24 protein-coding genes are annotated in these 25,736 nt (G+C 30.8%); all 24 read left to right on the top strand.

All coding sequences use genetic code 11. The annotated features are described in order from the left end of the window. The first annotated feature begins 10 nt into the window (after nucleotides 1–10). A complete protein-coding gene (gene pyrH, locus ACJDTP_RS00270; protein ID WP_017210741.1) occupies nucleotides 11–733 on the top strand; it encodes a UMP kinase in 723 nt (240 codons plus the stop codon). 228 nt (nucleotides 734–961) lie between these two features. Continuing rightward, entirely contained in the window at nucleotides 962–1,519 is a 558-nt protein-coding gene (gene frr / locus ACJDTP_RS00265) for a ribosome recycling factor (RefSeq protein ID WP_077838856.1), read from the top strand. Nucleotides 1,520–1,930: 411 nt separating this feature from the next. Beyond that, nucleotides 1,931–2,689: an isoprenyl transferase gene (locus ACJDTP_RS00260; RefSeq protein ID WP_103698987.1), complete on the top strand. Its 759-nt coding sequence runs from the start codon at nucleotides 1,931–1,933 to the stop codon at nucleotides 2,687–2,689. Nucleotides 2,690–2,704: 15 nt separating this feature from the next. Further along, nucleotides 2,705–3,499, top strand: coding sequence for a phosphatidate cytidylyltransferase (locus ACJDTP_RS00255; RefSeq protein WP_077838858.1), 795 nt, complete (start codon nucleotides 2,705–2,707; stop codon nucleotides 3,497–3,499). Between the two features lie 404 nt (nucleotides 3,500–3,903). Then, complete coding sequence (locus ACJDTP_RS00250; protein WP_103698988.1) at nucleotides 3,904–4,872, top strand: AI-2E family transporter; 969 nt, start codon at nucleotides 3,904–3,906, stop codon at nucleotides 4,870–4,872. Between the two features lie 124 nt (nucleotides 4,873–4,996). After that, nucleotides 4,997–6,160, top strand: a complete 1,164-nt coding sequence (dxr, locus tag ACJDTP_RS00245) for a 1-deoxy-D-xylulose-5-phosphate reductoisomerase (protein ID WP_406760184.1) — start codon at nucleotides 4,997–4,999, stop codon at nucleotides 6,158–6,160. A 17-nt stretch (nucleotides 6,161–6,177) separates the two neighbouring features. Next, nucleotides 6,178–7,188, top strand: a complete 1,011-nt coding sequence (rseP, locus tag ACJDTP_RS00240; protein WP_077841116.1) for an RIP metalloprotease RseP — start codon at nucleotides 6,178–6,180, stop codon at nucleotides 7,186–7,188. A gap of 339 nt (nucleotides 7,189–7,527) precedes the next feature. After that, nucleotides 7,528–8,607: a flavodoxin-dependent (E)-4-hydroxy-3-methylbut-2-enyl-diphosphate synthase gene (ispG, locus tag ACJDTP_RS00235; protein WP_077839313.1), complete on the top strand. Its 1,080-nt coding sequence runs from the start codon at nucleotides 7,528–7,530 to the stop codon at nucleotides 8,605–8,607. 453 nt (nucleotides 8,608–9,060) lie between these two features. Beyond that, nucleotides 9,061–9,519 carry a ribosome maturation factor RimP gene (gene rimP / locus ACJDTP_RS00230; RefSeq protein ID WP_077839312.1) on the top strand — a complete coding sequence of 153 codons (459 nt, stop codon included), beginning with the start codon at nucleotides 9,061–9,063 and terminating at the stop codon, nucleotides 9,517–9,519. 16 nt (nucleotides 9,520–9,535) lie between these two features. Further along, nucleotides 9,536–10,732: a transcription termination factor NusA gene (nusA, locus tag ACJDTP_RS00225; protein ID WP_078114867.1), complete on the top strand. Its 1,197-nt coding sequence runs from the start codon at nucleotides 9,536–9,538 to the stop codon at nucleotides 10,730–10,732. A gap of 13 nt (nucleotides 10,733–10,745) precedes the next feature. After that, the gene (rnpM, locus tag ACJDTP_RS00220; RefSeq protein ID WP_017210732.1) at nucleotides 10,746–11,012 is read left to right on the top strand and encodes an RNase P modulator RnpM; all 267 of its coding nucleotides are present in this window, start codon (nucleotides 10,746–10,748) and stop codon (nucleotides 11,010–11,012) included. After that, nucleotides 11,005–11,319: a ribosomal L7Ae/L30e/S12e/Gadd45 family protein gene (locus ACJDTP_RS00215; RefSeq protein WP_406760183.1), complete on the top strand. Its 315-nt coding sequence runs from the start codon at nucleotides 11,005–11,007 to the stop codon at nucleotides 11,317–11,319. The genes rnpM and ACJDTP_RS00215 overlap by 8 nt, the downstream gene beginning before the upstream one ends. Before the next feature lie 22 nt (nucleotides 11,320–11,341). Next, the gene (gene infB / locus ACJDTP_RS00210) at nucleotides 11,342–13,429 is read left to right on the top strand and encodes a translation initiation factor IF-2 (RefSeq protein WP_077839311.1); all 2,088 of its coding nucleotides are present in this window, start codon (nucleotides 11,342–11,344) and stop codon (nucleotides 13,427–13,429) included. 17 nt (nucleotides 13,430–13,446) lie between these two features. After that, a complete protein-coding gene (gene rbfA, locus ACJDTP_RS00205) occupies nucleotides 13,447–13,803 on the top strand; it encodes a 30S ribosome-binding factor RbfA (RefSeq protein ID WP_011968540.1) in 357 nt (118 codons plus the stop codon). Beyond that, complete coding sequence (locus tag ACJDTP_RS00200) at nucleotides 13,796–14,773, top strand: DHH family phosphoesterase (protein WP_077839310.1); 978 nt, start codon at nucleotides 13,796–13,798, stop codon at nucleotides 14,771–14,773. Before rbfA ends, ACJDTP_RS00200 begins: the two co-directional genes overlap by 8 nt. 104 nt (nucleotides 14,774–14,877) lie before the next feature. After that, nucleotides 14,878–15,753 (top strand): tRNA pseudouridine(55) synthase TruB, encoded by an 876-nt coding sequence (gene truB / locus ACJDTP_RS00195; protein WP_406760305.1) that lies wholly within the window; start codon nucleotides 14,878–14,880, stop codon nucleotides 15,751–15,753. Nucleotides 15,754–15,810: 57 nt separating this feature from the next. Continuing rightward, the gene (locus ACJDTP_RS00190) at nucleotides 15,811–16,746 is read left to right on the top strand and encodes a bifunctional riboflavin kinase/FAD synthetase (RefSeq protein ID WP_077844546.1); all 936 of its coding nucleotides are present in this window, start codon (nucleotides 15,811–15,813) and stop codon (nucleotides 16,744–16,746) included. A gap of 119 nt (nucleotides 16,747–16,865) precedes the next feature. After that, nucleotides 16,866–17,129 carry a 30S ribosomal protein S15 gene (rpsO, locus tag ACJDTP_RS00185; RefSeq protein ID WP_011968544.1) on the top strand — a complete coding sequence of 88 codons (264 nt, stop codon included), beginning with the start codon at nucleotides 16,866–16,868 and terminating at the stop codon, nucleotides 17,127–17,129. Between the two features lie 106 nt (nucleotides 17,130–17,235). Beyond that, nucleotides 17,236–19,341, top strand: coding sequence for a polyribonucleotide nucleotidyltransferase (locus tag ACJDTP_RS00180; RefSeq protein WP_077844545.1), 2,106 nt, complete (start codon nucleotides 17,236–17,238; stop codon nucleotides 19,339–19,341). Nucleotides 19,342–19,390: 49 nt separating this feature from the next. Next, entirely contained in the window at nucleotides 19,391–20,698 is a 1,308-nt protein-coding gene (locus ACJDTP_RS00175; protein WP_406760182.1) for a M16 family metallopeptidase, read from the top strand. Between the two features lie 67 nt (nucleotides 20,699–20,765). Then, a complete protein-coding gene (locus ACJDTP_RS00170) occupies nucleotides 20,766–21,047 on the top strand; it encodes a YlmC/YmxH family sporulation protein (RefSeq protein ID WP_011968547.1) in 282 nt (93 codons plus the stop codon). 16 nt (nucleotides 21,048–21,063) lie between these two features. Further along, nucleotides 21,064–22,260 (top strand): aspartate kinase, encoded by a 1,197-nt coding sequence (dapG, locus tag ACJDTP_RS00165; protein WP_103698990.1) that lies wholly within the window; start codon nucleotides 21,064–21,066, stop codon nucleotides 22,258–22,260. Nucleotides 22,261–22,461: 201 nt separating this feature from the next. Beyond that, nucleotides 22,462–23,175 (top strand): ClpP family protease, encoded by a 714-nt coding sequence (locus ACJDTP_RS00160; protein ID WP_077839304.1) that lies wholly within the window; start codon nucleotides 22,462–22,464, stop codon nucleotides 23,173–23,175. A gap of 114 nt (nucleotides 23,176–23,289) precedes the next feature. Next, nucleotides 23,290–25,659, top strand: coding sequence for an FtsK/SpoIIIE family DNA translocase (locus tag ACJDTP_RS00155; RefSeq protein ID WP_077839303.1), 2,370 nt, complete (start codon nucleotides 23,290–23,292; stop codon nucleotides 25,657–25,659). The last annotated feature ends 77 nt before the right edge of the window (nucleotides 25,660–25,736 follow it).

Below are 25,736 nucleotides of genomic sequence, written 5' to 3'. Positions count from 1 at the left end.
GTAATTATAAATGGCAGATTGTAAATACAAGAGAGTAATTTTAAAACTTTCAGGAGAAGCATTAGCAGGAGTTAATGGATTTGGGCTTGATTTTAATGTAGCAAAAAGAATTGCGCTTGAAATTAAAGAATTAATTGATATGGGCGTTGAAGTAGGAACAGTAGTTGGTGGCGGAAACATTTGGAGAGGCAGAAGTGGAGAAGGCATGGACAGAACTACTGCAGATTACATGGGAATGATGGCAACTTGTATAAATGCATTAGCGCTACAAGATTCTTTAGAACAAGTTGGAGTTAAAACAAGAGTACAAACTGCTATAGAAATGAAGGAAATTGCAGAACCATTCATAAGAAGAAGAGCAATGAGACACTTAGAAAAAGGAAGAGTTGTTATATTTGCTGCTGGTACAGGAAATCCATATTTTTCAACAGATACTACTGCAGCACTTAGAGCTGCTGAAATTGAAGCGGATGTAATTCTTTTAGCTAAAAAAGTTGATGGAGTTTATGATAAAGACCCTCATAAGTATTCAGATGCAAAAAAATATGATACACTATCATATATAGAAGTATTAGAACAAGGATTACAAGTAATGGACTCTACAGCAACTTCATTGTGTATGGACAATGAAATTCCTATCCTTGTATTTGGGTTAGATGAGCCAGGAAATATTAGAAGAGCTATGTATGGAGAAAATATAGGTACATTAGTTGCAACACAACCAAGAAAATAATAAACCAGTATGCTTGTTTATTTTGTGCCATTGGAAGCTCGACTCGCATGAGCTCGCTGAGTAAGCGATTCATACTAAATCATAGATTTGGGTTCTCTGCTCATCAGTAAACTCTACTAATAGCATCGCTGTGAGCAGAATTTATTTCCGTGTCTGACGCGAAATATACGTAGCATCTTTGGTCTATTATTTCTTTTATGTGTTTAAAAAGAAATAGGAGGAAAAATCATGATTAAGGATATTATTCAAAATGCAGAAGAAAAAATGAAAAAAACAATATCTGTATTAAAATCAGATTTATCAACAATGAAAGCAGGAAGAGCGAACCCTACGATGCTTGATAGAATTCATGTTGAATATTATGGAAGCATGTGCCCACTTAGCCAAGTAGCTAATGTCTCAGCTCCAGAGCCAAGAGTACTTATGATAACACCGTGGGAAAAGCCTCTATTGAAAGAGATAGAAAAAGCTATATTGAAATCAGATTTAGGATTAAATCCTTCAAGTGATGGTTCAATCATCAGATTAGTAATACCAGAATTAACAGAAGAAACTAGAAAAACTCTTGTTAAAAATGTTAAAAAAACAGGAGAAGAAGCTAAGGTAGCTATAAGATCAATAAGAAAAACTGCTAATGATAAAATAAAAGCATTAAAAAAGGATGCGGATTTATCAGAAGATGAAATAAAAAAAGCTGAAGATGAGGTTCAAAAGAAGACTGATGCAGTTGTAAAGGAAATAGATGCTATAATTGCTGCAAAAGAAAAAGAAGTCTTATCAGTTTAAATTTTAAAGCCTGCTAGAAAAGCAGGTTTTTTCCTTAAGCAGATTTTAGAATTCAGAATTTAGTATATGAATAATTTATTCTTTGAACAAGCTGAAGAGTAAAAATCTAAATATATTATTTGGATTGGTTAATTTAGTTGACTCATATAAGGGTTAACTTATTTTTGGATAAAAGATAAGTTGTAAAGCGAATTTTTCCTCAGGGAAAGTGAAATATGATTCAATATCAGTATGAACAAGATATTTGTGAAATTGTTGAAGAGTAATACATATTATTACATTTTGTTTAAATGAGGATAATTAGTAAAGACTTTATTGTTGACTTCATATGAAAAAGGTTTAGTATTAATAATGTATATAAAGAATATATGCGGGTAGGTCAAGTTTTTCTAATAAACTAGGGGGAGAAAGATGTTAAATATATTTAAATCAAAAAAGGAATTTAATCAAGATTTTGACTTGGATATGAATAACATACCAAATCATATAGCTATAATAATGGATGGAAATGGACGATGGGCAAAAGAACAGAATTTACCTAGAAGCATGGGACATAGAGCGGGTATGGAGAGTATTAGAAGAGTTTTAAAGGAAGCAACAAGGCTTGGAATAAAAAATTTGACTTTATATGCTTTTTCAACTGAAAATTGGGCTAGACCTAAAGATGAGGTAGGAGCAATAATGAAAATATTGGTAACTTATCTTAAAAAAGAGCTAAAAGAGTGTCATGAAAATGGTGTGAAAATGAATGTTTTAGGTGATATGACAAGATTGCCACAAGAATGTCAAGATGCTTTGGAAGAAGCATTAGAAATCACTAAAAATAATACTAAAATAAATTTGAATTTTGCCTTAAATTATGGTGGCAGAGATGAGATAATTAGAGCTATTAAGCTCATTGGTTCAGATATAAAGAATGGCAAATTAAGCGAAGAAGATATTAATGAAGCGTTAGTAGAAAAGTATTTATATACAAAAGGGATACCTGACCCGGATTTAATTATTAGACCATCAGGGGAACAAAGGCTTAGTAACTTTTTATTATGGCAATGTGCTTACTCAGAATTTTGGTATTCTGATATTAATTGGCCTGATTTTAAAGAAGAAAATTTAAGAAAAGCTATAGCGGATTATCAAAATAGAGATAGGCGCTTTGGAAAAGTTAAATAGAGGAGTGGTTAGATTTTGAAGTCTAATAATAGATATTTGGGTGCTGCTATGATTGCTCCATTTATAGTGTTTGTATTTCTTGGGGGAATTTATCTTAAATGCTTTATATTTGCATTGTCAGCGATGGCTTTGTGGGAATTTTACAATGCATTAAAAGAGAATGATTTTAAACCAATGAGAAGTGCAGGATATATCCTGTTGATAATATATTATCTTTTGAATAACAATTTCGAAAATATGATGTATGTTGTTGTTGCTGCAACGTTCATATTATTGATATTTCCGGTTATAAACTTGAAATACACTTTTATTGACACATCACTAACATTGCTTGGTTTTATATATTGTGGAATTTTATTTAGTTTTGTGTATCTTGTTAATGTGAAAGCACATGGTGAATTTTTAGTTTGGATTATATTTATAGGATCATGGCTTTCAGATACAGCTGCTTTTTATAGTGGAAAGCTTTTTGGAAAGCACAAACTTTCACCTAAAGTTTCACCTAAGAAAACCATAGAAGGTTCAATAGGAGGCCTTATAGGGGCGACTGTTTTTACAGGTATATTTGGAATAGTAGTACAAAAGTATGTTAATATTATGCCAATATATAATTATTTTATTATTGGTATTTTATGCGGATTATTTGGACAATTAGGAGATTTGGTTGCATCCTCAATAAAAAGATATGTAGGAGTGAAAGATTATAGTAATTTAATTCCTGGCCATGGGGGAGTTCTAGATAGATTCGATAGTATAATTTTTTCAGCAGCAGCAGTATTTTATTACTTAACTTTTATAATAAAGATTTAAAAATTAGAGAGAAATTAAGCGTTATATAGTATAACTTATATAAGGCTTAATTTTTTTGCGTTAACTGAACTTTTAGATTTACAAAGAATTCACAAGTTTGTAATCTCTAAGGATTTATATTCAAGCTAAATCTGCAGATGAGTTATGGAAAAGATTGATTCAGAAAGCTATGGTTTATAAAAAGAATAAAAAAGAAAATATATTCGCCTGTTAAATTTTTCTCTCATAAGTTTGAAAAAGCCAGATGCGTAAAAAAATCTACACATATGAAAAGAGTGCGAAGCACAATACGGAACTTAATAGCAGTCATCTTTAATTTTTTTATATAAGTTAAGTTATGAAGTTTTTAACAGAAGATGATTGGCATATAATATACAAATATTAATAATTATTAGGTTAGTGAGGTGAAGAATATTTTTAAAACTTATAAGAAACTTTTCTCACTTTTATTGTCTTTTGTATTTGTATTGATAGGAACTTTTTTTATAAAATACTATTTTAAGCCGTTTTTATCAATGATTATAATAATCATAGTATGTACTCCTATATACAAAATAATGATTAAGGCTAAAATACCAAGTAAAATTGCGGGGGCTTTAAGTATTGTTACTGTCAATATTATTATAATACTTGTGACAATATATTTGGGAAGTGAAATTTTTTATATAATAAAAAAATTATACCTAACAAATTTAGAATGGATAGAGAAATTTATTCAGGATATTTCAGTTGCGTTAAATGTAAATTTTAATAACTTGGAAATTGGAAAGAGTGTAATATCTATAATTAATGATCAGAATATAAGGAAGGGAGCAGTAAATACTGGGGATAGTGTTTTAGCCTATTTTATAGGAAACATATGTGCCTTTTTTATATTGATTGATAAATCAAAAATCTTAGAATTAATTTCTATGTTACTTCCAAAGGAAATGATGATGAGATTTAGAGATCAAAAAGAAAATTTTACTCAAATGATTGGAATAGAGGGGATCTTAGTCATAATTTCAACTATGGAGATAATAATGGGCTTTTGTATACTTGGGGTATCGAATTTTTTTGCACTTGGTATAGTGTGTGGAATCTTAGATGTATTACCATATGTTGGAACTATAATTGTATTTATTCCGATTATAATATACAATATTATAATGAAGAATTTCCTTACTGCATTTGGTCTTATATGTCTATATATACTAGTGCAAGTTATTAGGGAAATACTAGAGGCTAAATTTTTAGGCGATAAATTAGATATGCACCCTCTTGTTATATTGTTATCTATATACATAGGAGTGAAAATATTTGGTGTTTTAGGTATATTAATTGGCCCAATGTATAGCATTCTAGCAAAAGAAATAATTTATAGTACTGAGTGATTATGAAGAATAAAGAATCTTAGTTTGATTTAAATAATTTATTTAAAGTTAATTGAGACGCTTTTAATCTTCGAATTAAACCTTAAGCAGTACTGATTAAGATTTGCTTTTAGGAGGAAAAATAATGAAAAACATTTCTATACTAGGGGCTACGGGTTCGATAGGATCTCAGACCTTAGATGTAATAAGAAAATCAAATGGAGAACTAAAGCTTATAGGAGTAACAGCAAACACATCTGTAAAAAAAGTTATTGAGATAATTGAAGAGTTCAAACCTTTTTATGTAGGTATGATGGATGCTGCAAGTGCTCACGAAATAAAAAAATATTGTGAAGAGCATGATAAAAAGATTAAAGTATTGGAAGGTATAGAAGGACTTGATGAGATAGCTTCTTTAAATGAAATTGATATGGTAGTAACTTCTGTAGTTGGAATGATAGGATTAGAGCCAACTATGAAAGCTATAGAGGCAAAAAAGGACATTGCTCTTGCCAATAAGGAAACTTTGGTTGTAGCAGGCGAAATTGTAATGAAAGCTGCCAAAGAGAACAATGTAAAAATATTTCCAGTGGATTCGGAACACAGTGCTATATTTCAATGCTTAAGGGGGAATGATATAAATACTTTAAGAAAAATAATTTTAACTGCTTCAGGAGGACCTTTTAGAGGAAGAACTTTAGAAAATCTTGAAGATATAAAGGTGGAAGATGCACTGAAACATCCAAAATGGAATATGGGGAGAAAAATTTCCATAGATTCTGCGACACTTATGAATAAAGGACTTGAAGTGATAGAAGCACATTGGCTTTTTAACTGTGATTACGATAATATACAGGTCGTAGTTCATCCACAAAGTATTGTGCATTCGATGGTAGAATATAATGATGGAAGTATAGTTGCACAACTTGGAGCACAGGATATGAGATTACCAATACAATATGCTCTACTTTACGAAAATAGGGAAAAGCGTATTGCAGATACGATAGATTTTTATGAAATATCTCAATTAACATTTGAAAAACCTGATATAAATACTTTTAAAGCTTTAAGTTTAGCGTTTAAAGCTGGGAAAGCAGGCGGACTTATGCCAACTATTTTAAATGGGGCAAATGAAGCGGCGGTAGAGTTATTTTTAGATAGAAAGATAAAATTTTTACAAATAGCTGCCATAATAGAAAGATGTATGGAAGTATTCAAAGCTCAGGCAAACAAGGAATTAACCCTAGAAAACATTATTGATTTAGATAAAGAAGTTAAGGAATATGTAATAAAAAATGCGGTACTTTAAGGAGGGAAAAATTTAATATGTATATAATTTTGGCTATATTAGCATTTGGAGTCTTAATAATAGTTCATGAGCTTGGACATTTTACATTAGCGAAACTTAATGGAGTAAGAGTAGAAGAATTTTCAATTGGGATGGGACCCAAAATTTTTTCCAACCAAGGAAAAGAAACACAATATTCTTTGAGGTTATTTCCAATAGGTGGATATGTAAAAATGATGGGAGAAGAAGAAAGTGTTGAAGATGAAAGAAGTTTTTCAGCAAAATCTCCGTTGAGAAGGATAAGTATAATAATTGCTGGTGTATTTATGAATTATGTATTAGCGATAGTTATTTTTACTTTCTTTATACATGCGTTTGGGTACACAAATAAGATTCCGACTGGCGTTACTCCAGACTCACCGGCTTCAGAAGCAGGGATTTTACCAGGAGATAAAATAGTGAAAGTAAATGGAATGAGAGCTTTCTCATACGATAATATTTCGGCTGGAATAGTATTATCAAATGGAAATCCAGTGGATATTTCTATTGAAAGAAATGGAGAAAAGAAAGACGTTGTAGTAACACCAAAGAAGAATGAACAAGGACAATTGTTAATAGGACTTAATTTTGAAAGAGTTCAAAATCCAGGATATGCTGAGAGCTTTAAGCAAAGTTTTAATCAGACAGCATCGTTAGTTTCTCAAACTTTTAAAGGTTTAGAGATGATATTCACAGGTAAGGCAAATTTAAAAACTGATGTAGGTGGTCCACTTACAATAGTTAAGATGTCAGCAGAAACTGCTAAAGCTGGAATTTGGCCACTACTTTACTTTACTGCTTTTTTAAGTGTTAATTTAGCTGTTTTTAATCTCTTACCTTTCCCAGCTTTAGATGGAGGCTGGTGTGTGATATTACTTATAGAGTTAATAACTAGAAGAAAAGTTCCGGATAAAATAGTTGGAGTTTTAAATTATATAGGATTTGCTGCACTTATAGGCTTGATGATATTAGTAACAATAAAAGATATATTGTTTCCTGTAAAGTTCTAGGAATAAAAAATGATTTTATAACTATAAAAAACTTGCATTCAGATTTGAAGTGATTCTTATATGAATGCAAGTTTGCTAAGTTTAATGTATTAAGCTTACTATACATAATTTTAATAATGTACAATTTATAAAAATTATAAGATGATATTAAAAGTAGTATTAGAAATATTTTTATAAAAGAAAAATGTACAAGAATATATATGATGCAATGCACAATTCACAATTCACAATTACGGCTAAAATTCTTGCAATATTTTTAGAATTATGATGAAGAATTATTTTTGCAATATATATAATGTTTATATTTTAGGTTAATTATAATTAGAGGAGATACATTGTATGGAAAGAAGAAAATCTAGAAAAGTCAAGGTTGGAAATGTATTTGTTGGAGGGGATTCACCTGTCACAGTACAATCAATGACAAACACTCGTACTAAGGATGTAGAAAGTACTTTGAATCAAATAGAAAAGCTATATAACGCTGGATGTGATATCATAAGATGCGCAGTTTTGGATATGGAAGATGCAGAAAGCCTAGGGGAAATTACAAAAAGATCTCCAATCCCAGTAGTTGCAGATATACATTTTGATTACAAATTAGCGCTAAAAGCAATAGAAAATGGTGTTTCAGCTCTTAGAATAAACCCTGGTAATATAGGAAGTGTAGATAGAATAAAAATACTTAAGGAAGCTTGTAGTGAGAAAAAGATACCAATAAGAATAGGTGTTAATTCTGGGTCTCTAGAAAAAGATATTCTAGAAAAATATGGCATGCCAACTGCAGAGGGTTTGGTTGAAAGTGCTTTAAGGCATGTTAAAATTTTAGAGGATTTAGACTTTCACGATATTGTGATATCCATAAAATCATCTAGTGTACAAATGATGATAGAATGTTACAGATTGATAGCAGAAAAATGTGACTACCCTCTTCATTTAGGAGTGACAGAAGCAGGAACTATTCAAAGAGGGACAATTAAATCAAGTATAGGAATAGGGACGCTTCTTGCAGAAGGAATAGGTGATACTATAAGGGTATCATTAACCACTGATCCAATTGAAGAAATAAAGGTTGGAATTGAAATTTTAAAAGCATTGGGATTAAGGAAAAAAGGTGTTGAATTCGTATCTTGTCCTACTTGCGGTAGAACACAAATAAACTTGATAAAAATTGCAGAAGAAGTTGAGAAAAGGCTTGAAAATTATAAAAAAGATATTAAAGTTGCTGTCATGGGATGTGTTGTGAATGGGCCTGGAGAGGCTAGAGAATCTGATATTGGTATTGCTGGTGGAAAAGGAGAAGGAATAATTTTTAAAAAAGGCGAAATCATAAAGAAAGTAAAGGAAGAAGATCTTATTGATGCCCTAATGGAAGAAATAGAAAAATTATGCACAGATGAAAAAGGTGCGGAGCACAATTAAGAACATTTCACAGATGAAAAAGGTGTGGAGCGCAATTAAGAACATTTCACAGATGAAAAAGGTGAGAAGAAAAATTAAGAATAATTCATAGATTAAAAAGGCACGAAGTGTAATTAAGGATGTTTTCGCAGATTGAAAAATTATGGCTAAGTATATATAATAATGTGTATGTCTATAAAAGGTATTTTAAAATTGTGAATTATGAACTATGCATTAAAATATTGAGCAGATATTTAAAATTTGGGAATATCACTTGTAAAGTTAATTTGTTTATGATATCATATAAGAAGATTTATTTCTAATAGCTAGAAAAAAGGAGTGGGAAGTTACCCGCTCTTTCTGTTTGTAACGCAACTAACTTAAGATAGTTGCGTTTTTGATTACAAATTTTAAAAATGCATAAGATAGATATGAGACATGTGTTTTTAAAAGATGAAAGTGAGGGTTAGAAAGATGAAAAAAGATGTATTGATTGAAAGAATTGAAGAATTAGTAAGACCTATTGTTTCAGAATTGTCATGTGAATTATATTATGTAGAATATGTTAAGGAAAACGGTGAGTTTTACTTAAGAATATATATAGATAAAGAAGGTAGAGTATCACTAAATGATTGTGAAGCAGTTTCAAGAAGAGTTAGTGATGTTCTAGATTCAGAAGATCCAATTAAGGAAGCCTATTATCTAGAAGTTTCTTCACCAGGTCTAAATAGAGGATTATATAAAGAAGAGCATTTTAATAAGTACATAGGAAGAGAAGTGCTAATTAGGCTTACTAGTTCACTAAATGGAGTGAAAAGTGTAAAAGGAGTATTAAGAGATGTCTCAGAAGATTCTATATTAGTAGAAGGCGAGACAGAAGTTAAAATACCAAGAGATAAAATTAAAGCAGCAAATTTAGAAGGGGAAATATAACGAGGAGGGTATAAAAATGAATGAAGAGTTTGTAGGTGCTCTTAAAGAATTAGTTAAGGAAAAGGGGATTTGTGAAGATTTACTTTTTACAACTATTCAAGATGCGATGGTTGCAGCGTATAAGAAAAATTATGCCAATGCCAATACAAATGCGCAAAACGTTAAAGTTAATATTGATAGAGAAACAGGAGAAATACATGTATATGCTCAAAAAACAGTAGTTGATGAGGTATATGATGATGTAACAGAAATTTCATTAGAAGAAGCTAAAGAATTAAATCCAAAAAGTGAAGTTGATGATATTATAAGTTTAGAAGTAACTCCTAAAAATTTCGGAAGAGTTGCAGCACAACTTGCTAAACAGGTTGTTACTCAAAGAATTAAGGAAGCTGAAAGAACTATAATATATGACGAATACAAAGAAAAAGAATTTGATATAATTACAGGGACTATATTAAGAAAAGATAAAGGTATTGTTTTTGTAAATTTGGGAAAATTGGAAGGTATAATAGGACCTAATGAACAAATTCCAAATGAGGAATATAAATTCAACGAAAAGTTAAAACTATATATAGTTGAAGTTAAAAATGGTAATAAAGGACCTCAAATACATGTATCAAGAACACATCCTGGATTAGTTAAAAGACTATTCGAACTTGAAGTTCCAGAAATATTTGAAGGAGTAGTTGAAATTAAAAGTATTTCAAGAGAAGCAGGTTCAAGAAGTAAAATAGCTGTATACTCTAACGATGAAGAAGTAGATCCAATGGGCGCTTGTGTGGGACCAAAAGGAGTAAGAGTACAAAGTATAGTTAATGAACTTAAAAACGAAAAAATAGATATAATAAAATGGAGCAAGAATCCAGAAGAATTTATAGCTAATTCTTTAAGTCCTGCAAAGGTCTTAAGTGTAGCAGTTGATGAAGATAATAAATCTGCTAAGGTTGTTGTTGATGATAATCAATTATCTCTTGCAATAGGTAAAGAAGGCCAAAATGTAAGACTTGCGGCTAAGCTTACAAATTGGAAGATAGATATAAAGAGTAAATCTCAAAAAGAAGCACAAGATGAAGAAGATGAAAGAATTCTAAATACCGAAGTAGAAATAGAAAATGAACAAACTACTGATTTAAATGAATTAGAAATTTTTGATGATATTGAAGTTGATGATTCAATAGATGAAGAAACTTCAATGGAAGAAATACAAGAATAGAGGGGTGCTTTTCATGAAGGTTAAGAAAATTCCTTTAAGAATGTGCACTGGTTGCATGGAAATGAAACCCAAAAAAGAATTAATAAGAGTAGTTAAAACTCCAGAAGGCGAAGTGTGTGTTGATCTGACTGGTAAAAAATCAGGAAGAGGCGCATACATTTGTAAGAACACAGAGTGCTTAGAAAAAGCATTTAAAGCAAAAAGACTTAGTAGAAATTTAGAAATTCCTATAAGTGAAGAAATTTATAATAAACTAAAGGATGAAGTAAATAATGAATAAGTTTTTTAACTTTCTAAGTATGGCAAAGAAGTCAGGAAACTTGCTTGAAGGATATAGCAAGTGTGATGACTATAGAAATAATACTAAAATTTATCTTTTTATCATATCTAATGATTTATCAGATAAATCTAAAGATAAATTTAAAAAGCATTGTAATGAAAAAAATATACCATATATTGAAGACTTCTCAAAAGAACAACTAGGACCTCCAATTGGACGTAAAGAAATTATGTTGCTGGGAATTCTAGATAACGATATAGCAAAAAGACTGTTAGCGTTATATGAGGAGGAAAAAATATATGAGTAGATAATAATACGGGGGTGACTGCATGTCAAAAATAAGAGTACATGAATTAGCAAAAGAATTAAACATAGAGTCAAAGGAATTAATAACTATATTAAAGGAAGAATTTAATATAGAAGTAAAAAATCATATGAGTACAATTGAAGATGAAGATGCTGAATTAATAAAAGAATTATTAGCAGGAAAATCACCAAGCGATTTAGTAGCATCGGCTGATAATGCTGAGAATTCAAAAAGCATAGTTGACGAATATGAAGATGAATTAGCAGAACAACTTAACAAAGGTATAAAGAAAAAGAAAAAGACTAAAAAAGAAGAACAAGAAGAAGCAAGAATAGCTGCTGAAGCAGAGGCTGAAGGTAAAGTAATTGAAATTGGTGGAAGCATAACCGTTAAGGAATTGGCAGAAAAATTGCAACAACCTTCAAATGATGTAATAAGAACGTTAATTTTTGCTGGAGTTATGGCAGCAATAAATGCGGAAATAGATTTTGAAACTGCAGAAAAGGTATGTGCTGAATATGGAGTTTTAGTTGAAAGAAAAGAAGAAATTCAAGAATTAGAAGTATTAAAAATAGAAGAAGATGATGAAGAAAATCTTCAAAAGAGACCACCAATTGTAACTGTTATGGGTCATGTTGACCATGGTAAAACATCTTTACTTGATTGTATAAGAAAAGCAAAAGTTACTGATACAGAAGCAGGTGGTATAACTCAGCATATAGGTGCTTATACTATTAAATTGAACGGAGAAGAAATAACATTTTTAGATACTCCGGGTCATGAAGCGTTTACAGCTATGAGAGCTAGAGGTGCACAAATTACAGATGTCGTTATATTAGTTGTTGCTGCAGATGATGGAATCATGCCACAAACTAAGGAAGCTATCAATCACTGTAAAGCAGCAGGAGTTCCTATTGTTGTTGCAATAAATAAAATAGATAAACCAGGAGCAAATGTAGATAGAGTTAAGCAAGAATTAGCTGAACAAGGATTGCTTGCAGAAGACTGGGGCGGAGATACTATATGTGAAGAAGTATCTGCGAAACAAAACCTTAATATTGATAAGTTATTAGAGATGGTTCTACTTACTGCAGAAATGCTTGAGCTTAAAGCAAACAAAGATAGAAGAGCAGTTGGAACTGTTATAGAAGCTAAATTAGATAAAGGTAGAGGAGCAGTTGCTAGTCTTTTAGTTCAAAATGGAACTTTAAGAGTAGGAGATTCTATATTAGTCGGATCTACATATGGTAGAATAAGGGCTATGTTTGATGATACTGGTAAAAAAATAAAATCTGCTGGACCATCTATACCAGTGGAGGTTCTCGGACTTTCTGAAGTTCCAGAAGCTGGAGATAGATTTAATCAAGTAAAAGATGAAAAAACTGCTAGAAATATGGCTGAAAGCAGAAAAGACAAATTAAAAGCAGAAACTTTACTTGCTAACCATAGAGTATCATTAGAAGATTTATATAATCAAATTAAAGAAGGTAAGGTTAAAGAGCTTGCTATAATAGTAAAAGCAGATGTTCAAGGTTCTGTTGAAGCTATAAAGCAATCTTTAGAAAAACTTTCTACTGATGATGTAAAGGTAAGAGTTATTCATGGTGGCGTTGGAGCTATAACTGAAACAGATATAACTCTTGCGACAGCATCTAATGCAATAGTTATCGGATTTAATGTAAGACCTGATAACAATGCAGCTGCTCAAGCTGATAGAGATGGAGTAGATATTAAATCTTATAGAATTATCTATGATGCAATTGATGATGTTAAATCAGCAATGATAGGAATGCTTGAACCAGATTATAAAGAAGTTATATTAGGAACAGCAGAAGTAAGAGAAACTTATAAAATTTCAAATGTAGGAACAATTGCTGGTTGTTATGTACTAAAGGGTAAACTTCAAAGAAATGCAGAGACAAGAGTTATAAGAGATGGAATAGTAATATTTGAATCTGCATTATCATCATTAAAGAGATTTAAAGATGATGCAAAAGAAGTTAATGCTGGATACGAATGTGGTTTAACAATTGAAAAATTTAACGATATTAAAGAAGGTGACATCGTTGAATGCTTCATGATGGAGGCAATTAAGAGAAAAGAACTTTAAAAGAGGTGAAGATCAACATGGCAAACTATAGAGGTGGAAGAATTAACGAAGAATTTAAAAGAGAAATTAGTAATTTAATTCAAAATGAAGTTAAAGATCCAAGACTTACAGCTATGATTTCAGTTACAGATGTTAAAGTTACAAAAGATTTAAGATATGCTAAGGTTTATGTAAGCATATTCTCTAAAGATGATGAGGAAAAGAAAAATAATCTAGAGGCATTAAAAAATGCAAGTGGATTTATAAGGAAATCAGTAGGCCAAAAAATAAATTTAAGGCACACACCAGAAATAATTATTGAATTAGATGACTCTATAAATTACGGTATGCATATGGATGAATTAATTCAAAGGATAAGTAAGGGTAATGAGTAGTCTTAAAGAAATAAAAGAAGAGATTTTAAAATCAAAAAGAATTGGATTATCATTCCATACATCTCCAGATGGAGATGCTATAGGTAGCACTTTAGCACTACTAAATGCATTAAGGCATTTAGGGAAGGATTCATATATTATATCAAGAGATGTTATTTCTGATAACCTCTCTTTCCTTTCTTTTGCAAATGAAATTGATGGTAATACTTTAGAACCAAAAGAAGGTACTGATCTTGTAATAATACTAGATTGTGGTAATGTTGAAAGAATATCTGCAGATCTAAGTAATTACAAAGGTAAGGTCATTAATATTGATCATCATATTTCAAATGAAGAATATGGATTTATTAATTATGTAGATGTAAGTGCAGCAGCCACATGTGAAATATCATATTTGCTAGCAGAAGAGTTAGGAATTGATTTTAAGAATAAAACTGATGTTGAAATAAATATAGGGAGTGCAGTTTATACAGGAATTGTAACAGATACAGGTTCTTTTAGACATTCCAATGTTACTAAGAGAACTCATAAAATAGTATCAGAACTTATAGAACTTGGAGTAAACAACAGTAAAGTCCATAGCAATCTTTTTGATAATAAACCATTTGAGAAAGTAAAATTAATGGGATGTGTGTTATCTAATATTGAGCTCGCTCTAGAAAATAAAGTGGCAGTCCTTGAGATACCGAAGGGAATGTTAGAGGAATTTAACTTAAAAAATACTGATACTTCAGATATAATTTCAGTTGGCCTTGGAATTAAAGGCGTAGAAGTTTCTATGCTTTTGAAAGAAGTTGAAGATGGAGTTAAAGGAAGCTTAAGATCTAAAAATGATGTGGATGTTCGAAAAGTTGCAGAAGTATATGGCGGTGGCGGACATATAAAAGCTGCTGGAGTTATGCAAAAAGGCGTAGATATAGAAACTGCAAAAGAAAATCTGCTAAAGATACTTAAAGAAGAGCTTAAATAATAAAAAATAAAATATAAATTATATTTATGAAAAGTAAGTAATAACTTCACTTATATAAGGAAGGAATAGAGAATTCATATATGAAAGATACAAAAACTTCACAGATAAATGGAGTATTAAATATATTCAAAAATAAAGGAATGACTTCCTTTGATGTAGTTAGAAAAATAAAATTCTTAGCTAACGAGAAGAAAGTTGGTCATACTGGAACATTGGACCCAGAAGCTACTGGAGTCCTTCCAGTCTGCCTTGGAAAAGCTACAAAAACTATTGATTATATAATGAACAGTAATAAGGTATATGAGGTGAAGTTTCTACTTGGAGTGAAGACAACTACATATGATCTTGAAGGTGAGATATTGGAGAAGAATGAAATAGATCATATTAAGAGTGATGAAGTTTCAGAGGTTGCATTATCTTTTATCGGAGAATATGACCAAGTTCCACCTATGTATTCTGCCCTTAAAAAAAATGGAGTAAGGCTCTATGATTTGGCGAGGAAAGGTATTGAGGTAGAAAGAGAAGCGAGAAAAGTTAGAATATTTAATATATCAGACTTGAAGATTGAATTACCTTATGTATATATGAAAGTAGCTTGTTCAAAAGGGACATATATTAGAAGTTTATGTTATGATATTGGTGAAAAACTAAAAGTTGGAGCAGCTATGGCAGAATTAAATAGATCTGAAACATCTATTTTTAAGCAATCAGATAGTGTAAACATAGATGATTTAACTAAGGAAAATATACAAGATTATATTATGACTATAGAGGATGCACTTTCTTTTTACCCTAAGATTACAGTAAAGAGTACATTTACTAAATTATTAGTAAATGGAGTTAAAGTATTCGATAAGAGATTGACAAATGAAAAAAGAGAAAAAAATGTTTTATATAGGGTATATGATAGTGAAGGTACTTTTATAGGAATTGGAAAACAAGATGATGATGGATTCAAAATCGAAAAATTGTTGCTTTAGGCATCTTAACTAGTATGTAGCTGTTTTTCTGGGTGCCTTGATTTAGGAGTAAGAATAATGATAATTATAGATAAACATTCAAAAGATATTCAAAGTTCTAATAATTATATAGCTCTTGGAAGTTTTGATGGACTTCATATTGGGCATCTTTCTTTAATAAACAAAGTAGTAGAAGTTGCAAAAAAAAATAAAGGGAGAAGTATGGTTTTTACATTTAAAAACCATCCGAGAACTCTTATAAATAAAGAAAACTCAGTAAAACTTTTGATGGACAATGAAAGAAAAGCAAAAATTCTGGAAAAACATAAAGTAGATATAGTTTGCTTTAAGGAATTTGATCTTGAATTTATGAAAATGACTCCAAAGGAATTTATAGAGTTTTTGATAGTTAATTATAATATCAAGGGGTTTGTTGTAGGGTTTAATTATAAATTCGGATACAAAAATTTAGGAAATGTAGAACTTCTAAGAGAATTGCAAAATGAATATGGGTATGAACTATATGTTATGGATCCATGTACATATAATAACGATGTTGTAAGCAGTACTAGAATTAGAAAAGCCATTCAAGATGGTGAGGTTTCAGAAGCTAATAATATGCTCAGCATGCCTTATACATTAAGTGGTGAAATTATTCATGGAAAGAAAATTGGAAGAACTATAGGTTTTCCTACAGCGAATTTAAAATATGATGAAAATTTCATTTTACCTAAGATTGGTGTATATTATACTAATATTAAGGTAAATAATAATATATATAAAGGAATTACATCTGTTGGATATAATCCTACGGTTGAAGGTAAAAATTTAACGGTAGAAACGTATATATTAGATTTTAATAAAGAAATATACGGAGATAAAATAGATGTGAGTTTTATAAAAAAAATCCGCGACGAAGAAAAATTTAATAGTTTAGAAGAGTTAAAGGACCAGCTCGAAAATGATAAGGCTTTTGCAAAAAATGAGAATTGCATGTCGGCTTTAATAATATAGTTTACAATAATAGTTACTTTTGATATAATAACACAGGGAACCTAATTCTAAGTTGTAAGGTGCCATCTTTTACTTGGAACTAGGGGATAATTAATATAATACACGGAGGTGCACTTATAATGGATAAGGCAAGAAAATTGGAATTAATTAAAAAGTTTGGAAGAAGCGAAGGAGACACTGGTTCACCAGAAGTTCAAGTAGCATTACTTACTGAAAGAATTCAATCTTTAACTGAACATTTAAAAGTTCATAAGAAAGATCATCACTCAAGAAGAGGGCTATTAATGATGGTTGGTCAAAGAAGAGGTCTTTTAAACTATTTAAGTGATCAAGATATCGAAAGATATAGAACTTTAATCAAAGAATTAGGTTTAAGAAGATAATTTTTAGAGCGGAGTTTTCCGCTCTATTATTTTAAACTATACAAATTATAGAAAAATTATACAATATTATTAATGATTAGATGAACCTAAAGGGAGGTCATAAATTATGAATAACGTTCTAACGACTGAAATCGCTGGAAGAGAATTGAAAGTTGAGTTCGGAAAAGTAGGTATGTTATCAAATGCAGCAACATTTACTAGCTATGGAGACACAGTAATTTTAACTAATGTTAATGCATCAGAGCAGCCAAGAGAAGGAATTGATTTCTTTCCTCTAAGTGTTGAATATGAAGAAAGATTATATGCAGTAGGTAAAATTCCAGGTGGATTTATCAAGAGAGAAGGAAGACCATCAGAAAAAGCTATATTAAATGGTAGAGCTGTTGATAGAACTCTAAGACCTCTATTTCCAAAGGGATACAGAAATGACGTTCAAGTTGTTACTACAGTTGTATCCGTAGAAAAAGATAATTTGCCAGAAATCTTAGCAATTAATGCAGCATCGCTTGCATTATGCCTTTCAAGTATTCCTTATACAATTCCAGCTGCAGCAGTTCAAGTGGGAATTATCGATGGTAAATTCGTTACAAATCCAGATACAGAAGGCCGTGAAAAAAGCATTCTTCACTTAACAGTGTGTGCTACAAAAGAAAGAGTAATGATGATTGAAGCTGGTGGACAGGAGATACCAGAAGATACTATGATAGACGCCATTAAATATGGTTTTGATGAGTGTCAAAAGATTATTGCATTCCAAGAAGAAGCAGTAGCTAAGTTTGGAAAGAAAAAAGATGAGCCAGTATTATATGCTGTAGATCCAGAACTTGAAAAAGATGTTAAAGAATTTGCATCTGACATGATTAAAGAAGCAATGTACATCATGGAAAAAGATGAAAGAAATGCTGCTGTTGATGCAGTTTATGAAAAAGTTAATGAAGCATTTGGTGAAAAATATGCTGATAAAATGGGTGATATTAAAGAAGTTCTTTACACTATGCAAAAGAAAGTTGTAAGACATATGCTTCTAAAAGATAAGAGAAGACCAGATGGAAGAGCATTTGATCAAATCAGACCATTAGGGTGTGAAGTAGGAATTTTACCTAGAACACATGGTACAGGATTATTCACAAGAGGATTAACTCAAGTAATGACAGTTGCAACTCTTGGGTCAATTAGCGAGATTCAAATACTAGATGGAATAGATGAAGCTCAATCAAAACGATATATGCATCATTATAATTTCCCAGGATACAGTGTTGGAGAAGTAAAACCTTTAAGAGGTCCTGGTAGACGTGAAATAGGTCATGGAGCTTTAGCAGAAAGAGCTTTAGAACCATTAATCCCTTCCGAAGAAGAATTCCCATATACAATAAGATTAGTATCAGAAGTTTTAAGTTCTAATGGTTCAACTTCACAAGCATCAGTTTGTGGTTCAACATTAGCATTATTAGATGCAGGTGTACCAATTAAAAGACCAGCAGCTGGTATTGCAATGGGATTAATAACTTCAGAAGATTTAAGTGAAGAAGCAGTATTAACTGATATTCAAGGAATAGAAGATTTCTTTGGAGATATGGATTTCAAGGTAGCTGGAACAACAGAAGGTATAACATCTATTCAAGTAGATACTAAGCTTCAAGGTTTTAGTTTTAATGTAGTAGAAAATGCTATAAGAGATGCTAGAAAAGCTAGACTTACTATAATTGATAAAATAAATGAATGTATTTCTACACCTAGAGAAGATGTTTCATTATATGCTCCAAAAACACAAATTATGAGCATAAATCCTGATAAAATAAGGGATGTAATAGGAGCAGGCGGTAAGGTTATAAATAAAATAATACAAGATACAGGAGTTAAGATAGATATAAAAGAAGATGGAACTGTATTTGTAAGCTCAACTGATCATAATGGTGTTAATGAAGCCATAAAGATAATAGAAGGATTAACTAAAGAAGTTAAAGCCGGAGAAGTTTATCTTGGAAAAGTTACTAAAATAACTACATTTGGAGCATTTGTTGAGATCTTACCAAGTAAAGAAGGATTAGTTCATATTTCTAAGTTAGCTAAAGAAAGAGTGAACAAAGTAGAAGATGTAGTATCTATTGGAGATGAGATTTTAGTTAAGGTTACAGAAATTGATAACCAAGGTAGAATAAATCTTTCAAGAAAAGATGCTTTATTAGAACAAGAAAATAAGGAAGAGAAATAAAGGGCAATTAATTGCCTTTTTTTTAACTAAGAAGGAGGGCAAGGACAAAATGTATAACACATATACCCTTAAAAATGGATTAAGAATTGTAACAGAAAAAATAGAACACTTAAACTCTATCAGTGTTGGAGTAATGGTTCAAAATGGTTCTAGAAATGAGAACCCAGAAGTTAATGGGATATCGCATTTTATTGAGCATATGTTTTTTAAAGGAACTGATAAAAGAACTTCGAAAGAAATAATGGAGGATATTGAAAATGTTGGAGGACAGATCAATGCTTTCACAAGTAAAGAGGCTACCTGCTATTATATAAAAGCATTAGATACCCATCTGGATTTAACTTTAGATGTTCTTTCAGACATACTTTTAAATGCAAAATTTGATCCAGAAGAGATAGAAAAAGAAAAAGGCGTAGTAATTGAAGAAATTAATATGAGTGAAGATTCACCGGAAGATGTATTAGATGATGTGCATTCTAAAGCTTGTTTTGGAAATGAGTCGTTAGGATATCCTATTTTAGGAACAATACCATTGGTAAAGTCATTTACTAGAGAAAAGATACTAAATTTTATTAGTGAAAAGTATACTCCATATAATTCTGTAATATCAGTTTGTGGTAAATTCAATGATAAAGAGTTAGATGAATTGATTAATAAATACTTTGGTGAATGGAAAAGTAAAGGTGAATATACTCCGGAATATGATAAAACAATAATACAAGTTGATTCTGCATATGCAAAGAAAGAAATTGAGCAGCTTCATATTTCTTTGGGATTAGAGGGATTGCCTTATGGAGATGAAAACAATTACGCATTAGTGCTGCTTAATAATATATTTGGAAGTGGCGCATCTTCAATCCTTTTCCAAAAAGTGCGAGAAGAATTAGGATTGTGTTATTCTATAACATCTTACCTGCAACCATTTCAGGGAGTAGGAACGTTAAATATATATGCCGGCTTAAATAGAAATTATGGAGAGAAGGCCTTAGAGGTTATAGAAAAAGAAATTACTCTATTTAGTAAGAATGGAATAACTGATAAGCAGCTTGAAATAAACAAGGAGAAAATTAAAGCTAATTATATTTTAGGGCTTGAAAGTACGAGTTCGAGAATGTTTTCGAATGCAAAGACATTCCTGTTTAGAAATAAAATAAAAACTCAAGAAGAAGTAATAAAGAAAATAGATAATATAAGAAAAGATGATATACAATACGTCTTAGAAAGATGTTTTAAAAAGGGAGTTATAAATGCAGCGTATGTTGGGCAAGATGTAGAATGTAGTAAATTAGATTCTATAATACTAAAGAATGCCAAAGCATATGATAACTCAAATCATAATGGTAAAATTAATTTATAGAAGATTATGTAATAATACACCTCCTTTTCTCATATTATTTTATGAGTACTAAAAGGAGGTTTTTATTATGAGCGAAGAAAATAAGGTAAAATATTTAAGTGATATAGAGAGATACGAACTTATTAATATAAATGATGGTGAAAAGTATGATTATCTATTAAATAATGATTTAATAATAGATGAAGAAGGAAACTTTAAATATTTAATAGTTAATTTAAGTGGCGGAAAATTTAATCTGTTTAGCAGTAAAGATTTTTTAGAAATTCCATGGGATTGTGTAAAAAAAATTGGTGCTAAAACTATCATATTAGATGCAGATGAGGAAGTAATAAAAAAAGTAAAGTTATAATTCAGGAGGAAATTTAATGAAAATAGTTGTACAAAAGTTTGGAGGAACTTCAGTATCCACTGAAGAAAATAGAAGGAAAGTAATTGAAAAAGTTAAGAGTGCTATTAAAGAAGGATATAGTCCTGTTGTAGTAGTATCAGCGATGGGAAGAAAAGGTCAGCCATATGCAACAGATACATTATTATCATTAATAAGCGATAAATTTAAAAATGCCAATAAGTTAGCACAAGACTTATTAATGACATGTGGAGAAATTATAAGCTCAGTTGTTATGAGTAATGATTTATATAATGCAGGAATTGATGCTGTACCACTTACTGGCGGACAAGCAGGAATATTAACTGATAATAATTTTACAGATGCAACTTGTATTGAGGTGAAACCTAAAAAAATATTAGAGTTAGTGTCTCAAGGAAGAATTCCTGTAGTAACTGGATTTCAAGGAATGACTGAAAACGGATATTTAACTACTTTAGGTAGAGGGGGAAGCGATACGACGGCTTCTATTTTAGGAGTGGCCCTCAAAGCGTCAGCAATTGAAATATATACTGATGTAGATGGAATTATGACAGCAGATCCAAGAGTGGTTGAAAATGCAAATTTAATTGATGTAATAAGTTATAATGAAGTATTCCAACTAGCGGATAAGGGTGCAACAGTAATTCATCCAAAAGCTGTAGAAGTTGCTATGGAAGGAAATATTCCTATATTAATTAAAAATACTATGAGCAATAGTAAAGGAACTTTAATAAACAACTTTGGGGATAAAGGTAATGACAGGATAATGACAGGAATCGCAAGCCAAAAGAATAGAATTCAGATTTCTATCAGGGCTGTAGAAAATCAAGGAAATGTGAAATACAAAAATGTATTGGATTTATTAGCCGCAAATAAAATAAGCTTAGACCTAATAAATATATTCCCTGATGAGCAAATTTTCACTATAAATCAAGTGGATAAAGAGATTTTAGAAAATGTTTTAAACAATGCTAACTTGAAGTATACTTTGATAGATAACTGCAGCAAAGTAGCAGTTATTGGTTCGAGAATGAAGGGAATACCAGGAGTAATGGCTAAAATAATCAAGGCATTAAGTGATAATAATATAGAAGTACTACAGACAGCAGATTCGCATATGACAATCTGGTGCTTGGTTCACTCTGAAAACGAAAAAGAAGCGATAAATGTTTTACATAAAACTTTTAAACTTTAATATAAAGGAAGTTAAACTAAGTGCATTCCATGAGTTTTTATAGGTAGTAAGTTCGATTAATCAAATCATAGATTTGGAATTCAAAAGGAAACTCGATTTGCTGAGTAAGTTCAATTAACTAAATTATAGATTTGGAATTTCACTTATGAATAAAATAATTCCTACTGTACAAAATAAAAAGAGTATAGGAGGAATTATTTTATGGATAAATATATTTTAAATAATAATGAGAAAGAGAAAGAAAAAGAAGATAAAAATACATCAGAAGCACAAGATAAAATAGAAAATGTAAAAGAACTTGGAAATACTACATTAGCAACACCAAATAAAAGAATACAGGTTTTATCTATAATAGGGCAGATTGAAGGACATTCTGTACTTCCGCCACAAACAAAAGCCACAAAATATGAACACATCATACCTCAATTAATAGACATTGAGCAAAATGACGATGCAAAAGGGTTGCTTATAGTCTTAAATACCGTTGGAGGAGATGTGGAAGCAGGTTTAGCTATTTCTGAAATGATTCGAAGTATGTCAAAACCAACCGTTTCAATAGTTATTGGTGGAGGTCACTCTATAGGAGTGCCACTTGCTACATCAGCAGATTTTTCATTTATTACACCATCTGCAACAATGATAGTTCACCCAGTAAGAATGAATGGATTTGTAATTGGAGTATCGCAAACATTTGAATACTTTAAGAAAATGCAAGAAAGAATAAATGAGTTTATAGTTAGAACATCAAATATAAAACAAGATACTTTAGAAAGGTTTATGCTTCAAACAGATGATTTATTAAATGATGTTGGAACAATGTTAATTGGAAAGCAAGCAGTTGATTGTGGACTTATTGATCAAGTTGGAGGAATACAGGAAGCTTTAAGTAAACTTAATGAACTCATAGAAAAATAGTATCTATTTTTAAGGTTATAGAAAAAAATCTATAGCCGATTTTTGTTTTTAGTGTTATCTTATTAAAGGAGAATTGCTATTCAATGTAGAAATAAAAATATGAGGTGATTTAAGGTGGGTAGGACTAAAGGCAAACATAGCACTACAAAAAGTAAAAAAGATGAAAATACAATAAATCCAGATGTAGTAGGAATAGTGTATATTGCAACAGGAATAATACTTGGCATAGCAATATACACTTCTTTAGCTGGAATATTATCATCTTTAGCACAAAGAGTATCGTATGTGGTAATTGGAATAGGTGCAAATGCATTGCCTATTTATTTAATATATTTTGGATTCCAATACATAAAAACAAGAGGAAATATTAAATTAAGTAAGAATTTTTTTGGAATAACTATATTGGTGTTTGTTACAATATTGACATTTGGAACAATAAACATTCAAAGTTTAGACGGCCAAGGCAGTTTTTTTGAAAATATTAAGGTTATACTTAATGATAGCTCACAGACTCCTCATGGTGGAATAATGGCATATCTTATATGTTATCCAATGTATAAAATTATAGGGGCTCTGGGGACATATATAGTTCTTCTCGCATTTTCAATAATTGCCATCACTTTGATTTTCGATATTACTCTTTATGATTTAGGGATAAAGGCCTACAATAAAGGTGAAAAAATAAGAAATAGCAGAAGAAGTAGAAGAGTAAGGGATGAGCAGAAGCCAGTTAGAGAGAATTTTATAAATATAGTAGAAAAAGATGATAAAGAAAATGAAAAAGAAGCATTTCTTTCTGGTGTAGAAAAGAAAATAAAAATTCTAGATTTTATGAAAAATACTAGTGATGATACAGAAATTTCACCTATATCGAAAGCTGAAGTATCATCAGATATTCAAATAGAGAGTTTTATAGAAAAACCTACGCAAAGTCATACTAAGAAAAAAGAAAACTTAGGTAATGATGTTAAGGAAGTAGTAAATAAAGAGATACAAGAGCATATTATGGAACAAAAAGAGACTAAAGAATATAAGCATCCAAGTCTTGAATTATTAAAATTAAATTCAAATACAAAACTTAATAGTAGTGACAAAAAAGAATTAATAGAGAATGCTAATAAGCTTGAAGAAATATTATCTAACTTTGGAGTAGATGCCAAGGTTACTCAAGTTACAAAAGGTCCATCAGTTACTAGATTCGAGCTTCAGCCAAGTCCAGGTGTCAAAGTTAGTAAGATCGTAAATCTATCTGATGATATAGCTTTAGGATTAGCGGCTTCAGGGATAAGAATAGAAGCTCCAATTCCGGGTAAGGCGGCAGTTGGTATAGAAGTTCCAAATGGGAAACAAAAACCAGTCTTTTTAAGAGAGGTTCTAGAAAATGATGAATTTATCGAGTCTAAGAAAAAGCTTGCATTTGCTCTAGGAAAAGATATATCAGGAAAATGTGTTGTGGGAGATTTGAGTAAGATGCCACATACACTGATTGCAGGGGCAACTGGTTCTGGTAAGAGTGTATGTATAAACTCTCTTATAATAAGCCTATTATATAAGTATAATCCAGAAGAAGTTAAACTTTTAATGGTAGACCCAAAGGTTGTTGAGTTAAATGTTTATAATGGAATACCACATCTTTTGATTCCAGTTGTTACAGATCCTAAGAAAGCGGCAGCAGCTTTAAATTGGGCAGTAAATGAAATGACCAATAGGTATAAGCTATTTGCAGACTCTGGAGTTAGAAATATGGAGTCGTATAATGAATTATTTAATAAGGGTATAATAGAACAAAAACTGCCATATATAGTTATTATAGTAGATGAGCTTGCTGATCTTATGATGGTATGTCCTAATGATGTAGAAGATTATATCGGAAGATTAGCACAAATGGCAAGAGCTGCAGGTATGCATTTAGTTATAGCAACTCAAAGACCATCAGTTGATGTAATAACAGGGGTAATTAAAGCTAATATTCCATCTAGAATATCATTTGCAGTATCATCTCAAATTGATTCTAGAACTATCTTAGATGGATCTGGAGCGGAAAAACTGTTAGGAAAAGGTGACATGTTATATTATCCAGTGGGAGAAAGTAAACCGCTTAGAGTTCAAGGTTGCTTCATATCGGAAGAAGAAGTAGAGCAAGTTGTATCGTTTATTAAGAGTGAACAGGGTGATACTAAGTATGAAGAAGATATAATTGATCATATTAATAATGCGTCAGATTCAAAATCTGTAGATGCAAATGATAATAATGATGATGTTGATGAATTACTTAATGAAGTGATAAACGTTGTAGTTGAGTATGGTCAAGCGTCAACTTCGTTTATTCAAAGAAAGTTCAGGATAGGATTTAATAGAGCTTCTAGAATAATGGATCAATTAGAAGAACGAGGCATTATATCAGAAAAAGATGGAAGTAGACCACGACAGGTGCTTATTACTAAGCAGCAACTATTGGGAGATGAACATGAAGAGGAAAATTAATTATGCCCAAAAAGTTTAAAACTTTAGTTATGATTAATTATGAAATAAAATTAAACTTTATGTTAACTTTTTTAATT

The organism is Candidatus Clostridium helianthi, from assembly GCF_045310795.1.
Lineage (GTDB): Bacteria > Bacillota > Clostridia > Clostridiales > Clostridiaceae > Clostridium > Clostridium helianthi.
The sequence above is the reverse complement of the archived record's forward strand: the minus strand, read 5'-3'. Positions and strand labels throughout refer to the sequence as shown.

Excerpts from the sequence above, each read along its gene's own strand:
- pyrH (WP_017210741.1), top strand. The coding sequence starts at position 11 with ATGGCAGATTGTAAATACAAGAGAGTAATTTTAAAACTTTCAGGAGAA.
- frr (WP_077838856.1), top strand. The coding sequence starts at position 962 with ATGATTAAGGATATTATTCAAAATGCAGAAGAAAAAATGAAAAAAACA.
- ACJDTP_RS00260 (WP_103698987.1), top strand. The coding sequence starts at position 1,931 with ATGTTAAATATATTTAAATCAAAAAAGGAATTTAATCAAGATTTTGAC.
- dxr (WP_406760184.1), top strand. The coding sequence starts at position 4,997 with ATGAAAAACATTTCTATACTAGGGGCTACGGGTTCGATAGGATCTCAG.
- rseP (WP_077841116.1), top strand. The coding sequence starts at position 6,178 with ATGTATATAATTTTGGCTATATTAGCATTTGGAGTCTTAATAATAGTT.
- ispG (WP_077839313.1), top strand. The coding sequence starts at position 7,528 with ATGGAAAGAAGAAAATCTAGAAAAGTCAAGGTTGGAAATGTATTTGTT.
- rimP (WP_077839312.1), top strand. The coding sequence starts at position 9,061 with ATGAAAAAAGATGTATTGATTGAAAGAATTGAAGAATTAGTAAGACCT.
- nusA (WP_078114867.1), top strand. The coding sequence starts at position 9,536 with ATGAATGAAGAGTTTGTAGGTGCTCTTAAAGAATTAGTTAAGGAAAAG.
- rnpM (WP_017210732.1), top strand. The coding sequence starts at position 10,746 with ATGAAGGTTAAGAAAATTCCTTTAAGAATGTGCACTGGTTGCATGGAA.
- ACJDTP_RS00215 (WP_406760183.1), top strand. The coding sequence starts at position 11,005 with ATGAATAAGTTTTTTAACTTTCTAAGTATGGCAAAGAAGTCAGGAAAC.
- infB (WP_077839311.1), top strand. The coding sequence starts at position 11,342 with ATGTCAAAAATAAGAGTACATGAATTAGCAAAAGAATTAAACATAGAG.
- rbfA (WP_011968540.1), top strand. The coding sequence starts at position 13,447 with ATGGCAAACTATAGAGGTGGAAGAATTAACGAAGAATTTAAAAGAGAA.
- ACJDTP_RS00200 (WP_077839310.1), top strand. The coding sequence starts at position 13,796 with ATGAGTAGTCTTAAAGAAATAAAAGAAGAGATTTTAAAATCAAAAAGA.
- ACJDTP_RS00190 (WP_077844546.1), top strand. The coding sequence starts at position 15,811 with ATGATAATTATAGATAAACATTCAAAAGATATTCAAAGTTCTAATAAT.
- rpsO (WP_011968544.1), top strand. The coding sequence starts at position 16,866 with ATGGATAAGGCAAGAAAATTGGAATTAATTAAAAAGTTTGGAAGAAGC.
- ACJDTP_RS00180 (WP_077844545.1), top strand. The coding sequence starts at position 17,236 with ATGAATAACGTTCTAACGACTGAAATCGCTGGAAGAGAATTGAAAGTT.
- ACJDTP_RS00175 (WP_406760182.1), top strand. The coding sequence starts at position 19,391 with ATGTATAACACATATACCCTTAAAAATGGATTAAGAATTGTAACAGAA.
- ACJDTP_RS00170 (WP_011968547.1), top strand. The coding sequence starts at position 20,766 with ATGAGCGAAGAAAATAAGGTAAAATATTTAAGTGATATAGAGAGATAC.
- dapG (WP_103698990.1), top strand. The coding sequence starts at position 21,064 with ATGAAAATAGTTGTACAAAAGTTTGGAGGAACTTCAGTATCCACTGAA.
- ACJDTP_RS00160 (WP_077839304.1), top strand. The coding sequence starts at position 22,462 with ATGGATAAATATATTTTAAATAATAATGAGAAAGAGAAAGAAAAAGAA.